Raw genomic sequence first — 13,208 nt, 5'->3', positions numbered from 1 at the left:
ACCTTCCCCTTTCCCCCTTACCCCTTCTTCCTCATGCCCTTTTGTTTGACTTATACAGGCAAATAATAGCCCAAAGCAGCTTTCACATCTGCTAAAGTTTGATTAGCGATCGCCTGAGCTTTTTCTCTACCATCGCGCAGCACAGAATCTAAATAGCCTTTATCTTCTGTAATGGCTTGATATTTTTCTTGGATTGGTTGTAGAGCTGCGATCGTAGTTTCCATCAATAAGGGTTTAAATTGCCCCCAACCCATATCCTGACACTCTGCTGCTACCTCTTCTTTGCTCTTCCCTGCAAACAGCATATATAGAGTTAACAAATTATTACACTCTGGACGCTCTGGATCGTCGAAAGTCAAACCACGAATGGGATCAGTTTTACAGCGCTTAATCTTGTACTGAATTTGTTCTGGTGAATCGAGTAAATTAATCCGGCTTAAGTCGGAAGGATCAGACTTGGACATTTTGCGTGTACCATCCGCCAAACTCATTACCCTGGCTCCTTCCTTGCGAATCAAAGGATCTGGTAACTTCAGTACTGGCTGATCTGGTTTAGCAAATAAATGATTAAATCGCGCGGCAATATCTCGTGTCAATTCCAAGTGTTGCTTTTGGTCTTCACCCACTGGTACTTTATCGGCTTGATAAAGCAAAATATCAGATGTCATCAGCACGGGATAATCTAACAAGCCGACGCTGACATTTTCTCCCTGTTTAACAGCCTTTTCCTTGAATTGGATCATGTCTTCCAACCAGTTCAAGGGTGTAATGCAGTTGAGCAACCAGGTGAGTTCACTGTGAGCAGAAACGTGGGATTGTACAAAAATAGTGGAATGCTGTAAATCTAGACCACAAGCTAGATAGAGCGCTGCCAAGGTGTAGGTATCAGATGCCAACTTGGTAGGATCATGTGGTGCTGTAATCGCGTGCAAATCAGCTACAAAAAGGTAATTTTCGTATTCGCTTTGACCTTTTACCCAGTTACCAATGGCTCCGAAATAGTTACCCAAATGCAAATTACCCGTTGGTTGAACTCCAGAAAGAACACGCTGCTTGCCCATAAATTTCACTTTAGTAATCTCAAATCTGCGTTATATCTAGCGATAAGTCGCTGAGTGCCGACGCAAAACTCATTTAATTTTGACACTTTCTAGGGCAACTCGCTGTTGAGAGAGTTAAAAAAAATATCGGATGCAGGTTGCAATACCTTCTTATGCTAAATTACTAAGGCTTGGGGTTGGGAAACTCCGGTGAAATTCCGGGACTGTGCCGCAGCTGTAAAGGTTAGGATTCACTTTTTACTTTCCGAGTCAGAATGCCAACTCCAGCAGTGTCTTCAAGGCATATTTATTATCTACTCTCTGCGTCGCACAGAGAAGGAGTCTGAGTTTTGCTGTCTGGATTAACTGCCTGTCCTGGCTTATTTTACACCACACCTGCCCAAGATGGAATATTGTTTCGTCTGAGAATACCGGGCGGGATTCTTGATAGTAAACAATGTCGGGCGATCGCAGATATAGCTGATCAGTATGGGGCTGGTTATGTCGATGTGACTAACCGCGCTAATATCCAAATCCGCGAAATTGATGGCAAGATCAACACCGCAGTCTTGGAATATCTCCAGGATATGGGGCTAGGTTCTCGCAACACTGCTGTAGACCACATCCGTAATATTATGACCAGTCCCACGGCTGGTATTGATCCTCAAGAGATGATTAATACCCGTCCTCTTGTCAAAAGCTGGGATGATTATATTGAAGCACATCCAGCCTTATCAAAACTTTCTGCAAAATTTAGCGTTTGCTTTGATGGTGGTGGGATAGTTCGAGTGAGCGATCGCCTAAATGATATCGCTTTTGCTGCTGTTTTAGTTGATGGTAAAGTTTACTTCCGCCTTCATTTGAGTGTCGGCGCGAAGGGGAAACCACCCGTTGCTATGGGAATTTTACTTTCACCAGAGCAATGTTTGCCAGCCTTGGCTGTTTTGACTAATGTTTATTTAAATCATATTGATCCAAATAGCAGACGCAAGTCACGTCTAAGAGAAGTAATTAATAGTTTGGGTTGTGAAAGTTATTTGCAGGAAGTAGAGAAAAGTCTGCCTTTCACTCTTTTTACTACAGAAGATCAGGTAAGGAAGGGACAATTCTTCGGTCTTTTTGTAGAGAAATCAGATAACCAGTATCAGCATATTGGCATTCATCCCCAGCGGCAAAAGGGTTTATTTTATATTGGCGTTGTGTTGCCCCTGGGTCGCCTAGAGAGTAGGCAAATGAGGGGTTTGGCAGATTTAGCTCAAAGATACGGCAGCGGTACTTTGAGGTTAACTCCTTGGCAGAATTTACTGCTTACTGATATTCCTCAAGAAAGGCTTGGTGATATCCAAAGAGAAATCGCATTTCTAGGATTAGATTACTCAGCCAATAATATTAAAAGTGGATTAGTTGCCTGTTCTGGTAGTCGGGGTTGTGCTGCTGCTGCTACAGATACTAAAGGTCATGCATTGGCATTAGCCAAGTATCTCGAAACTCGCCTCACTTTAGATTGTCCAGTTAATATCCACTTTAGCGGCTGCGAAAAATCTTGCGCCCAGCATGGCAAGAGTGATATCACCTTACTCGGTGTCAGCAATGGCAAGATGGAGAGTTATCACATTTATGTTGGTGACGGTGATAACAACCAAAAATTTGGCCGCGAACTCTACCAATATGTCAGCTTTGACGAATTACCTGCATTGGTAGAGCAGATGCTAAAGGTATATCTAATCAAACGTATAAATTCCCGCGAATCATTTGGTGAATTTGCTAACCGATATGTCATCGCCCAACTAAAACAGTTCTTTTCACCAGACATGGCATTATACCAAGCAAGAATCACTACCTTGTGTAAAGAGCATAGGTAATTAAGCTATTTCCTGGCATTGCATAATGGCACCATAAATTTGTCTCACGCAGAGGCGCTAAGACGCAGAGAATAAGAGTTTTTAATTTTCAAGTTCATATTATCAATTCAACAACGCTCATTTCCTCATTTCTCATCCCCCCGTTCCCTATGTCTGATTACATCCGAGATGCTAGTGAAATTTATCGCAATTCCTTTGCCATTATCCGGTCGGAAGCTAACCTAAATGTGCTGCCACCGGATGTCGCAAAAGTTGCAGTGCGTCTCATTCATGCCTGTGGAATGACTGATATTGTCACTGATTTGGGATATTCATCAACGGCGGCACAAGCGGGACGAGCAGCACTGGCAGCAGGAGCAGCAATTTTGTGTGATTGTCGCATGGTTGCCGAAGGCGTTACAAGAAAGCGGTTGTCAGCAAATAATCAAGTGATCTGTACGCTGTATGAGCCAGAAGTCCCAGAAATGGCTAAACACCTTGGGACTACAAGGTCAGCAGCTGCTTTGGAATTGTGGCACTCTTACCTAGAGGGAGCCGTTGTGGCAATTGGTAATGCACCCACCGCACTATTCCGGCTGCTGGAAATGCTGGATGAGGGAGCGCCTAAACCAGCGCTGATTTTGGGCTTTCCAGTGGGATTTGTCGGTGCAGCAGAATCAAAAGCAGCATTGGCAGCAGATAGCAGAAATGTCCCATTTATAACTTTACATGGTCGGCGTGGTGGCAGTGCGATCGCCGCGGCCGCAGTTAATGCCCTAGCAACAGAGGAGGAATGATCATGACAGCTAAAGGTCGTCTCTATGGAATTGGTGTAGGGCCTGGTGATCCAGAATTATTGACTCTCAAAGCGTTGCGATTATTACGGGCTGCACCTGTGGTTGCTTATCAATCGGCAACAGACAAAGAAAGTATAGCGCGGGCGATCGTCGCACAATATCTAACTGGCAATCAAATTGAGGTGTCATATCACCTCCCCCGTGCCTTAGAACCAGAAAAAGCTGAGTCTATTTATGACAAGGAAGTTGAACCAATTGCTCAACATTTAGCTGCTGGGCGGGATGTAGCAGTACTGTGTGAAGGCGATCCGTTTTTTTACGGCTCATTCATGTATGTGTTCACACGCTTATCTGAGCATTACCACACAGAAGTTGTCCCTGGAGTTTCTTCACTCATGGCTTGTCCCGTGGCATTGGGTGTACCGTTTACCTATTACAACGATATTCTGACTGTCCTGCCTGCCCCAATGCCAGCAGAAGAACTGACTACAAAACTGCTGACGACTGATGCAGCTGCCATTATGAAGTTAGGTCGTCATTTTACCAAAGTGCGGGATGTGTTACATCAATTGGGCTTGGCATCACGGGCACTATATATTGAACGGGCAACAACTGCACGGCAACGGATTGTACCCCTTGATGAAGTTGATCCGGCGGAAGTACCCTATTTTGCGATGATTGTAATCCCAACCAAGAATCGACTGTAATGGGGCATGGGGCAGCTTGTTGTTGATGTTAGTGAAAAAATGATACAAAAACATCCTGATACGGTAACAAAGAGTAGAAGAATTTATACAGATAAAATAACTCTTTGGGTACGTACTGGGAGATACTACAATCATGACTATGACATCTGTTTATGTATTAAAAATTGCCGAAAATCATACTATTGAAATTTCTCAAGATGAACTGCGATCGCTATTAGGCGAAATTGAAGCTGAATTACATCGTAGTCAAGTTTATCGTCGTGCTGTAGCTAGTTTACAAAAGTTGCTAGGTTCTTCAGGCGAACATGCCAAAAATTTGTTTAAAGCTGTAGGTAGAGAAGCCATTGGTTTAGCCTTCCAGCAATTTGCCCAAAAACATCCGCAAGTTACAGATATTCACCCACCTAAGGATACTGTTTCACAAAATCTTGAACAAGAAAACGCTAGTGATTTATCAAGTTGTATAGCTAATGTTAAATTAAATTCTCAAAATACTAGTATAAATACTAATGAAGGAAGGTTAATATCGGCATCTAAAATAGTAGGAAATCCAACTATCGATTTCATGAAAAAATCAGAAAGTAGCCTTTCAGGAATAACACTGATGAAGTGGCTAAAACCGAATAAACAACCTTCCAAAACTGAAATAGCCAAGCAAGTGGCTATTGAACAACGCTTGGAACAGCTACGTCAAATCGGTCAGCAATTAAAACAAGCTCGTGAATCTCAAGGTCTTTCTTTAAGACAACTTAATATTTACACTCATATCGCCATCCATCAAATGGAGGCATTAGAAAATGGCAACTTTGAGTTATTGCCAGAAGATATCTTAGTGCGTGGCTTTATTCGCATGATGGGCAATGCTTTGGGGCTAAATGGCACAATTTTAGCTACCTCTTTACCTGCAACAGAAACAGTGAAATCGATTACGCCCTCTTTATCTGGGACTAAAAAGATTCCTGGAGGATTGGGATTAGAAATCAGCCCTATACATTTATATGTTGGCTATACAGCCCTTGTTGCTGGGGCAGTGGGAGGATTATCCTTAATTTCTCAGCAAGCAAATCCTGATAAAGCGTTGAACCCAGATATCATCGTTATTCCCCAGTCTTCATCTATTTCTCAATCACCCCAAAATACTGAGCCGACTGCTAAACCCGGTCTAAAGGCTAGTTCTACTGGTATCAGCGTTGGATCGGATATTGCCCCACCAGAGGCATTTTAAAGCAATTTCTTTCCTTTATGAACTGATCGTACTCAAATCTGACTCAATCAATGAGTTTAGGAATGTCCACAATTGCAAATCAGTAAAGTCTGGAATTGCCATAAATGCACCGATTTCTCGCAAAACTTGAGGATCGTGGGTAGAGGCAATACCAATAGTACGGATATTAGCAGCGATCGCAGCCCGAATTCCAGAAGGAGAATCTTCTAAAGCGATCGCTTCTTCTGCTTTTATCCCCAATTTTTCCAATGCGGCTTGATAAGGAGCAGGATCAGGTTTACCTGCTATACAATCGTCGGCTAAAACAACTGTGTGGAAAGTTTCTTGAATTCCTAAAACCTCTAGCATAAATTCTGCATTTAATCTAGGGGCATTAGTTACTAAAGCACGTTTTAGTTGATGTACATCTGTCCAAGCTATTAATTCGGCAAATCCATTCAGTGGTTTTAGTTCCGTAGCCTTATGGCGAAAAAGCGCCTCTTTTTCATCTGCAAATTGTTGACCTTCTGCCAGTGATAATTGCGGTAATATATCTTTGACAATTTCTGGGTTTAAGCGACCGCTAATCCTAGATTTGTAGAATGTTTCATCAATTTGTATATTGTAATTCAACAACATTCGCTGCCAAGCTTGGTAGTGTATGGGGTCAGTGTTGACAATAGTGCCGTCTAAATCAAAGAGAATTGCAGCCAGCATAATTTGTTGGTATATGTAAATAATTATTAAGTTAATTTAAATAGTTTACATTGTTTTTTTGTCCTGAGTCATTGTTCCTTCAAGAACATGAGACAAAAACCCACAGAGCAGGAATCAGTTCAAGCCTAAAATTCAGGCTGCAACGCAAGATAAAATAACGAAGAATTATTAACAACCAGACTTATACTGGGGTGCTTTACCCAACCATATCTCGGTTATGAATTCTGTTCCTTTTGAAACAGCTGCATCTCTGACCCTAGAAATTCCCCAGACTGTTACACCACAAATTACACTTCCTCCAGTCTCAGCACCCAGTCCCCGAATTTCTAAGAATGCTATTCGTACCAGTTTAAAAGCTTCCACTACAGATGCCGTTCTAGCAACGGTTTTTTCTCTGACGACTGGCGGAATTTTGCTGAGTAATTTTTTAGTGGAATTAGACGCTAGTCCAGTGGTCTTTGGGATGCTATCTTCTATCCCCATGCTGGTGAATCTCATTCAACCCTTGGGTGCTTATCTATCAGAACGCACCACCAGCCGCCTGCGGTATTCTCTGAGGATTCATGGAATTTCTCGGCTACTGTGGCTAATTTTAGTTGTGGGCATTGCTATTTTCAATTGGGGAGGTTTAAATTCCCACCAGTTAATAGTGTTGACACTTCTGATTGTCTTATTCAGCCATCTTGTGGGAGGACTAGGAAGCGCCTCATGGTTAAGTTGGCTAGCAATGATAGTTCCCCGGCGATTGCGAGGCAGGTATTTTGGTCTCCGCAATAGCGCCGCCAGTATGACTAATTTGCTTTGTGTACCTTTGGCAGGTCTAGCTGTATCACATTGGTATGGCGGGAGTTTACAAGGTTATGGGGTGGTATTGCTGGTAGGTATTGTGTTGGGAATGGTGGGATTGGGATGCCAGTGTTTGAAAGTAGATGTGAATCCACAATTACAAAATACTTTTTTTCAGCCTCCTGAAAACCCAGAAAGTGTAGCTGATGAAAAAGCTGAATCAATTTGTATACCGAAGATCACTCCGCCACAGAATGATTTTGTTAGCAGCTTATGGAAAAACTCTAACTTTTTAATGTTTTTGCTTTATTTCAGCTTATGGATGCTGAGTGTTAATCTCAGCGCTCCTTTTTTTAACTTTTATATGTTAGAAACGCTGAATTTGGATGTGAGTTGGGTGACAGCTTACAGCAGTTTGCAGGCGGGAGCAAATTTACTAATGCTTATTTTATGGGGCAAATTAGCAGATAAGGTCGGCAATCGCCCCATTTTAATCTTGGTGGGAATTTTAGTTGCAGTGATACCACTATTTTGGCTGGGAATAAATACTGATAGTCTTGATTTATGGTTATGGTTGCCGCTATTACATATTTTGATTGGAGGGACTGGGGCGGCAGTTGACTTATGTAATAACAATATGCAATTAGGAATTACACCAATTAAAAATCAGTCTATCTATTTTGCGATCGCAGCTGCTGTTGCTGGTGTTAGTGGTGCTTTGGGTACAACCATAGGCAGCTTCATTGCTCAATTTATGGGAGTTGGAGGATTGCTGGGATTATTTGCTCTATCTAGTCTGTTGCGATTAGCAGCACTTACACCATTGATGTTTGTGAAAGAACCAGGACGATAGGAAGGCAGAGGAGCAATAACTAAATAACTCTTGCCTATTGCCTATTGCCTTTTTCCCCATGCCCACTTCACTTTATAATTGCTTGTCCTAATATTTTTCCTTGGCTAGGAGAAAATAATCTCACCTCAAGTTGGTAAGGATGCGGTGATTGAGCAGGAAAAATTTTCAGCTTGTGAACATCCCGCAGTACTATACCTCTGCTTATTTGTTCTGGAGAAATGTATTTATCTAGCAAAAATGTATTAGAAAACTTAGTTGGGTTGTTATTGCCTGCATTAGAAGTATCGGTAAAGCGATCGCGCCAACCAATTTGGAGTAAAACATCTGGTGGTAGTGGTGCGAGAAATTGCCAATAAAATGTGATAATCAAATCTCCATTTTTAGATACTTTTGTTTGATTCAAGTCATAACCTAGTAGCCGCGCTTGCTCACCGAAAGATAAAGACAAAGGAACCTGGATATGCTTTATATCTTCAGCTAAAGCTAATGGGCCAGGATAAACCCATACGTAGTCAACACCATGCAGCTTTACAGTGTATAAAGGTTGCTGCATAGTAAAATAAGCCAGCATCTTTTGTTCTGGCAATTGACGCTGCAATTGGTTTTTGTAAAATACTACTCGATGAGCCTGTGTCCAAGGCTGTATTCCAGATATGAGATACTTGTCTATGGGTAAAGTTTCACCGTGGAAATAAGCAGAAAAATATCGAGTATACCAACTAGCTACTTTGATTTCTTTAACATTAGGTAACTGATTTAACCATTGTGCAGCTTTTTCTAAACCTTCTCCTTGACCAATCATAAATATGTTTTGGGCTACTTTTACACCACCCAACAAAGGATTGTAGTAAGTCAAGTAATAGGGATAGTGGGGTAAAAGAAAGACAAGTTGCAACAGTAATAAAATTAATGCTGTCAGCAGACCGCGATGAGTAGAAAAGTTAGGGAAATGTGTAATGCGATCGCGTACCCAATATTTAATTCTAGCAATTATTTCTAGCCAACCAACTGCTGCTAGCAATCCCAGCATAGGCAAGCAAAGATTAATATAACGGTCTATTTTGCTGTCACTTACCAATAATATCAGCAGCACACATAGAGAAATGAGGATAAGTGCAGCCAATTCAGGCACTTTTTGCTGCTGATGGCGCAGTTTAGGGATAAACAATACTGCACCCGTTGCAAATAACCCTACTTGCAGCACAGGCGAAAGACGATATGCTAGCACTAACGGATAGAAAAGGATTCCTGGGGAATGAGTGAGTTGTCCTAAGAAAAAAAGAAATCCGCGATCAGACTCTTGCAAAACACCCTTGTATATCTTAGTGAAAACATATCCAGGTGAAACCCACATTGCGGGAAAAATCAGAATAAACACTACAACAATAGTGGCTACCCAAAGTGCAAAGTCCTGAAATTGACGCTTCCAACCTTTTTTGGGAAAACTATTTTGCCAGACTCCTAACTCAGTTAACACTATTAATAGAGCAACAGCAGGTAATAAAAATAATGCAGTAATTTTCGCTGCCGTCGCTAGTCCTAGAAATAATCCCGAAAATAAAAGAGATTTGCGTTCCCCATTTTTTTGCAAATACGACAGAAACAGCAGTATAGCCAAAATAGCAAAATCAGCTTGTAGTGCATCAGTAGTGATAAAGCGTTGATATGCTAAAAAGAATGATTCTAAAAGCAGCAAGCTAAGGGTACATAGGGCTATAGCTTCACCAAATAAACGTTTAGCGAGTATGTAAAAATACACCATACAAGCAGAAGCAACTACTGCTTGCGCCAAGCGAGGAATTATATACAAAGAAATAGGAAACTCTTGAATATTCAGACAAGCCCCGATATCTGAAGGCAAATTTATACTTATAAAGTCTGGAAAAAGCTTGTGTAGCCAACAATTCAACCACATACTGCTGCCACTCAACCACATATTGGGAATCCCAGGGTGATGCTTGAGAAAAGTACCGATTAAATCTCCCTCCAACAAGTGTTTAATAAACTGACTGCCACGATATATCCACAACCCCTCATCCGAATTCAGGGAAGCAGTAATTTCCAAGGTTCTTAGGGCTAATGAGATGAGGAAAATGGCAAGCAATAACGGAAAACGTTTCATTAAAAAAAATTCGCCTGCAACTTTTTTGGAATATAGCAGTTCTAAGTTAGGTGCAACACAGTCTTGACCGATTTTTTCGGTTAGTTACAAGCCAATACTTCTCGCTTAAGTATTTTTAATTCGGATCGGGTTTTGGGAAAAGGTTAAAGGGGAAGGGTTAAAGGTTTTTTCTTTCCCTTTCCCCCTTCCCCTTTAACCGAGAAGCATTGAGTTACAAGCCACATCCCCTTGTGGGTGGGGCATTTGACTTACGAACAAAAAGATCCCCAACTTATTCAAAAAGTCGGGGATCATAGTCTCTAGGTGTTTGCAAATCAAATCGAATTGCTATATTTATTTTGTTTTGTTTGCGATCGCCTATAGTGGGCGGATACGTCGTCGCTGGTGTAAGTGGTGCTTGAAGTACAACCACTAAGGAATGGGGAAAAGTCTTATTCCTCTTGCTCCCCACTGCCTTAATCTACTCAGCCGCCGTGGAACTTAAGGTCATTGTCTCCCATAACACCATCGGAGGAGTGTTTGGTACAGGCTGGTGCAAGGCAATTAACTGTGCTAGGGTATTTTTTAACTGAGTACGGGGCACAATATCATCTACAAAACCGTGCTTCAGTAAATCTTCCGCAGTTTGAAAATCTTCTGGCAATTTTTCCCGTAGTGTTTGCTCAATCACTCGCCGACCTGCAAAGCCAATGGTTGCTTTTGGTTCTGCCAATATGATATCTCCCAACATGGCAAAACTAGCAGTGACACCTCCTGTGGTAGGATTCGTCAAAACGGGAATGTACAATAGTTTTGCATTCCGATGGCGTTCTAAGGCTGCGGATATTTTGGCCATCTGCATCAGGGAAAGCATACCCTCTTGCATTCTAGCGCCACCTGAAGTACAGACAATAATCACAGGATAGCGTCGCTGAGTCGCTTGCTCAATCAAGCGAGTAAGTTTTTCTCCTACGACTGAACCCATGCTACCACCCATGAAGCGGAAGTCCATCACGCCAAGGGCAACAGGTAAGCCATTGATTTGACCTAAACCAGTTTTAACTGCGTCTATCAAGCCAACTTTTTCTTCCGTTTCTCGCAGGCGATCGCTATAAGATTTGCGATCGCGGAATTGCAGGGGATCTGTTGGCCGCAGGTGTTCATCTATCGGTTTCCAGGTGTTTGGATCGATCAATTGGCGGATGCGTTCATCACTATCCACCCGATTATGATGACCACATTCAATGCAAACCATCTGATTGGCTCTCAAGTCTTTTGTATAAGCTAATACACCACATTGAGAACACTTGTTCCACAGCCCATCAGCAATTTCACGTTCTTGGCGTTCGAGGCTGGTAGATCCTGATTTACGTCGGTTTGCAAACCAATCAAAGAGAGACTTTAAACCGCGTGATTCTTCGTTGTTCGCCATTTTTATCTTAATTTAAGTTAGGTATGAGGTCGAAAACTAGTCAAGCCGTTACCGGAAGTTAAGAGTCCATAGTCATTAGTATTTGCTATTGACTATAAACTTTTGACTCTTGAACACCAGTCGCTAAAGTCGGAAAACCCTAACACCAGCGCTGGCTCCTCTTGACTACATCGTCAAATTACGCTTCTAAGCACTTTAGACATTATTTTGCATCTTTGGTTGCCAGCTTAACGAAATTACTGATGCCAACACAAGTATCTTGTCCACCTGAATCTTGTAAACGTGTTACCAAAATTAACGATGCGGTCAGCATCTATGAAATTTAGCTATGTTCGGCAAAGGATACTTTTCGTTAAGAGAGTAATACAAGTCACAGGCTGATATTACCAAAATGCGAAGAGGAGATGAGGTAATGGGGACTACAGTCATGAATGATCAAAATGGGCATAGGGCATAGGTAAGAAGGGGTAAAGGGGAATGGGTAAGGGGGAAAGGGTTTATTTCTTCGTTCTTTACCCTTTAACCTTTTCCCCTCTTGTTGCTCCCCTGCCTCTTTTATGTGGGAAAAAACAGCCGCAGGTAAGCAGAAAGAATTGTTTCGCCGCCAAATACAGTTATTACTGCTCCCAAAGCCAAAAAGGGGCCAAAAGGTATCTTTTGTCCCAATTTTCGTTGCGATAGAATGATGCCGCTGATACCTACCAATGCTCCTACTGCACAGGCAATAAATCCAGCTAAGAGCAAATATTTCCAGCCTAACCAGGCTCCCATCATGGCTGCTAATTTAGCGTCACCTGCTCCCATTGCAGTTTTACCCAAGGTGATCGAACCAATAAGAGCGATCGCTTCAAATAGCCATAATCCTAATACTGCTCCTAGGATCGCCATCATCAGATGATTAATTAATCCTACCCAACTAGCTGCCGAAAAAAAACCAACTGTCATCTGAAAAATGATCCCGGCTACTAACCCCGACTGAGTAAGGGCGTTGGGTAATGTCATGGTGTCTAAGTCAATCAGTGATAGTGCCAATAACCAACTGCAAAAGACCCAATATCCTAATGTAGCGATCGAGACTTGAAATAATAAAAAAACGAGTAAAAATATGATGCCTGTTACCATTTCTACCACAGGATAACGGACAGAAATCTTGCTTTTGCAATATCGGCATCGTCCTTTTAACCATACCCATCCCAGCACTGGGACATTATCGTAGGCTTTGAGCTGGTTTAAACAATGGGGACAGCGGGAAGGCGGCCAAAGAATAGATAACCTAGCTGGTAGCCGATAAACTACAACGTTGATAAAGCTGCCAATAGATGCACCCAAAGTGAAAACAATCACACTCGTAGGTGCGACCATCAAAATGTCCATATAGTCTTACGTCATTTGTTATGTGTCATTTGTCGTGCATCTTTAGCTTTTTGTCGAGAGCCACTGACAACTGACCACTGACCACTGACTATTAACTAATACATGTAAGATTCAATTTGATTCAACGGCACAAAACACTCTTGCGGTAAAAGGACTGGTTGGTTAGTAAAAATCACTTTACCCCGATGAGTAACGCGATTTATAGCTACTCCTGAAGATTGACCAGCTATTTCAGGATGTACTTCACAATGGGTGTAGTATATTTGCCCCGCTGCTCTGATCAAGGCAGGATCAACCAAAGGAGGTTGTTTCCTGGAGGCAGTAAAGTTTGTTTGTTCTTGTCGTAATGCGTACAC

Annotated in this window: 11 protein-coding genes and 1 riboswitch; of the genes, 5 read left to right on the top strand and 6 right to left on the bottom strand. The window is 42.0% G+C overall.

Annotated features, from left to right (window positions below; translation table 11 throughout):
* Window positions 1-50 precede the first annotated feature (50 nt).
* Window positions 51-1,061: a tryptophan--tRNA ligase gene (gene trpS, locus I8751_RS13840; RefSeq protein WP_214439739.1), complete on the bottom strand. Its 1,011-nt coding sequence runs from the start codon at window positions 1,059-1,061 to the stop codon at window positions 51-53.
* A gap of 168 nt (window positions 1,062-1,229) precedes the next feature.
* Window positions 1,230-1,329, top strand: a riboswitch (adenosylcobalamin-variant (AdoCbl-variant) riboswitch).
* A 61-nt stretch (window positions 1,330-1,390) separates the two neighbouring features.
* Between trpS and cobG the strand changes: the two genes are divergently transcribed.
* From cobG to I8751_RS13820, 4 genes are all read left to right on the top strand, one after another.
* On the top strand, window positions 1,391-2,902 hold the full coding sequence (gene cobG / locus I8751_RS13835) for a precorrin-3B synthase (RefSeq protein WP_225894143.1): 1,512 nt from the start codon (window positions 1,391-1,393) through the stop codon (window positions 2,900-2,902).
* A gap of 149 nt (window positions 2,903-3,051) precedes the next feature.
* Window positions 3,052-3,678, top strand: a complete 627-nt coding sequence (locus I8751_RS13830; RefSeq protein ID WP_214439738.1) for a precorrin-8X methylmutase — start codon at window positions 3,052-3,054, stop codon at window positions 3,676-3,678.
* A 2-nt stretch (window positions 3,679-3,680) separates the two neighbouring features.
* Window positions 3,681-4,385, top strand: a complete 705-nt coding sequence (locus I8751_RS13825) for a precorrin-2 C(20)-methyltransferase (protein ID WP_214439737.1) — start codon at window positions 3,681-3,683, stop codon at window positions 4,383-4,385.
* A 133-nt stretch (window positions 4,386-4,518) separates the two neighbouring features.
* On the top strand, window positions 4,519-5,610 hold the full coding sequence (locus I8751_RS13820) for a helix-turn-helix domain-containing protein (RefSeq protein ID WP_214439736.1): 1,092 nt from the start codon (window positions 4,519-4,521) through the stop codon (window positions 5,608-5,610).
* Between the two features lie 15 nt (window positions 5,611-5,625).
* Here I8751_RS13820 and I8751_RS13815 read toward each other — a convergent pair whose 3' ends face one another.
* Window positions 5,626-6,306, bottom strand: coding sequence for an HAD family hydrolase (locus I8751_RS13815; protein ID WP_214439735.1), 681 nt, complete (start codon window positions 6,304-6,306; stop codon window positions 5,626-5,628).
* A gap of 217 nt (window positions 6,307-6,523) precedes the next feature.
* Here I8751_RS13815 and I8751_RS13810 point away from each other — a divergent pair, with 217 nt between their 5' ends.
* Window positions 6,524-7,945 (top strand): MFS transporter, encoded by a 1,422-nt coding sequence (locus I8751_RS13810; protein WP_214439734.1) that lies wholly within the window; start codon window positions 6,524-6,526, stop codon window positions 7,943-7,945.
* Between the two features lie 67 nt (window positions 7,946-8,012).
* Here I8751_RS13810 and I8751_RS13805 read toward each other — a convergent pair whose 3' ends face one another.
* The 4 genes from I8751_RS13805 to I8751_RS13790 form a co-directional block, all read right to left on the bottom strand.
* Window positions 8,013-10,067: a glycosyltransferase family 39 protein gene (locus I8751_RS13805; protein WP_214439733.1), complete on the bottom strand. Its 2,055-nt coding sequence runs from the start codon at window positions 10,065-10,067 to the stop codon at window positions 8,013-8,015.
* A gap of 460 nt (window positions 10,068-10,527) precedes the next feature.
* On the bottom strand, window positions 10,528-11,478 hold the full coding sequence (accD, locus tag I8751_RS13800; RefSeq protein WP_214439732.1) for an acetyl-CoA carboxylase, carboxyltransferase subunit beta: 951 nt from the start codon (window positions 11,476-11,478) through the stop codon (window positions 10,528-10,530).
* Between the two features lie 555 nt (window positions 11,479-12,033).
* On the bottom strand, window positions 12,034-12,852 hold the full coding sequence (locus I8751_RS13795) for a prepilin peptidase (RefSeq protein ID WP_214439731.1): 819 nt from the start codon (window positions 12,850-12,852) through the stop codon (window positions 12,034-12,036).
* 95 nt (window positions 12,853-12,947) lie between these two features.
* A complete protein-coding gene (locus tag I8751_RS13790) occupies window positions 12,948-13,208 on the bottom strand; it encodes a hypothetical protein (protein WP_214439730.1) in 261 nt (86 codons plus the stop codon).

This window comes from Atlanticothrix silvestris CENA357 (assembly GCF_016056295.1).
GTDB classification, from domain to species: Bacteria; Cyanobacteriota; Cyanobacteriia; order Cyanobacteriales; family Nostocaceae; genus Atlanticothrix; species Atlanticothrix silvestris.
The sequence above is the reverse complement of the archived record's forward strand: the minus strand, read 5'-3'. Positions and strand labels throughout refer to the sequence as shown.

What these genes read in the sequence shown, in the direction of transcription:
- trpS (WP_214439739.1), bottom strand. Translation starts at nt 1,061, where the DNA reads ATGGGCAAGCAGCGTGTTCTTTCTGGAGTTCAACCAACGGGTAATTTG.
- I8751_RS13830 (WP_214439738.1), top strand. Translation starts at nt 3,052, where the DNA reads ATGTCTGATTACATCCGAGATGCTAGTGAAATTTATCGCAATTCCTTT.
- I8751_RS13825 (WP_214439737.1), top strand. Translation starts at nt 3,681, where the DNA reads ATGACAGCTAAAGGTCGTCTCTATGGAATTGGTGTAGGGCCTGGTGAT.
- I8751_RS13820 (WP_214439736.1), top strand. Translation starts at nt 4,519, where the DNA reads ATGACTATGACATCTGTTTATGTATTAAAAATTGCCGAAAATCATACT.
- I8751_RS13815 (WP_214439735.1), bottom strand. Translation starts at nt 6,306, where the DNA reads ATGCTGGCTGCAATTCTCTTTGATTTAGACGGCACTATTGTCAACACT.
- I8751_RS13810 (WP_214439734.1), top strand. Translation starts at nt 6,524, where the DNA reads ATGAATTCTGTTCCTTTTGAAACAGCTGCATCTCTGACCCTAGAAATT.
- I8751_RS13805 (WP_214439733.1), bottom strand. Translation starts at nt 10,067, where the DNA reads ATGAAACGTTTTCCGTTATTGCTTGCCATTTTCCTCATCTCATTAGCC.
- accD (WP_214439732.1), bottom strand. Translation starts at nt 11,478, where the DNA reads ATGGCGAACAACGAAGAATCACGCGGTTTAAAGTCTCTCTTTGATTGG.
- I8751_RS13795 (WP_214439731.1), bottom strand. Translation starts at nt 12,852, where the DNA reads ATGGACATTTTGATGGTCGCACCTACGAGTGTGATTGTTTTCACTTTG.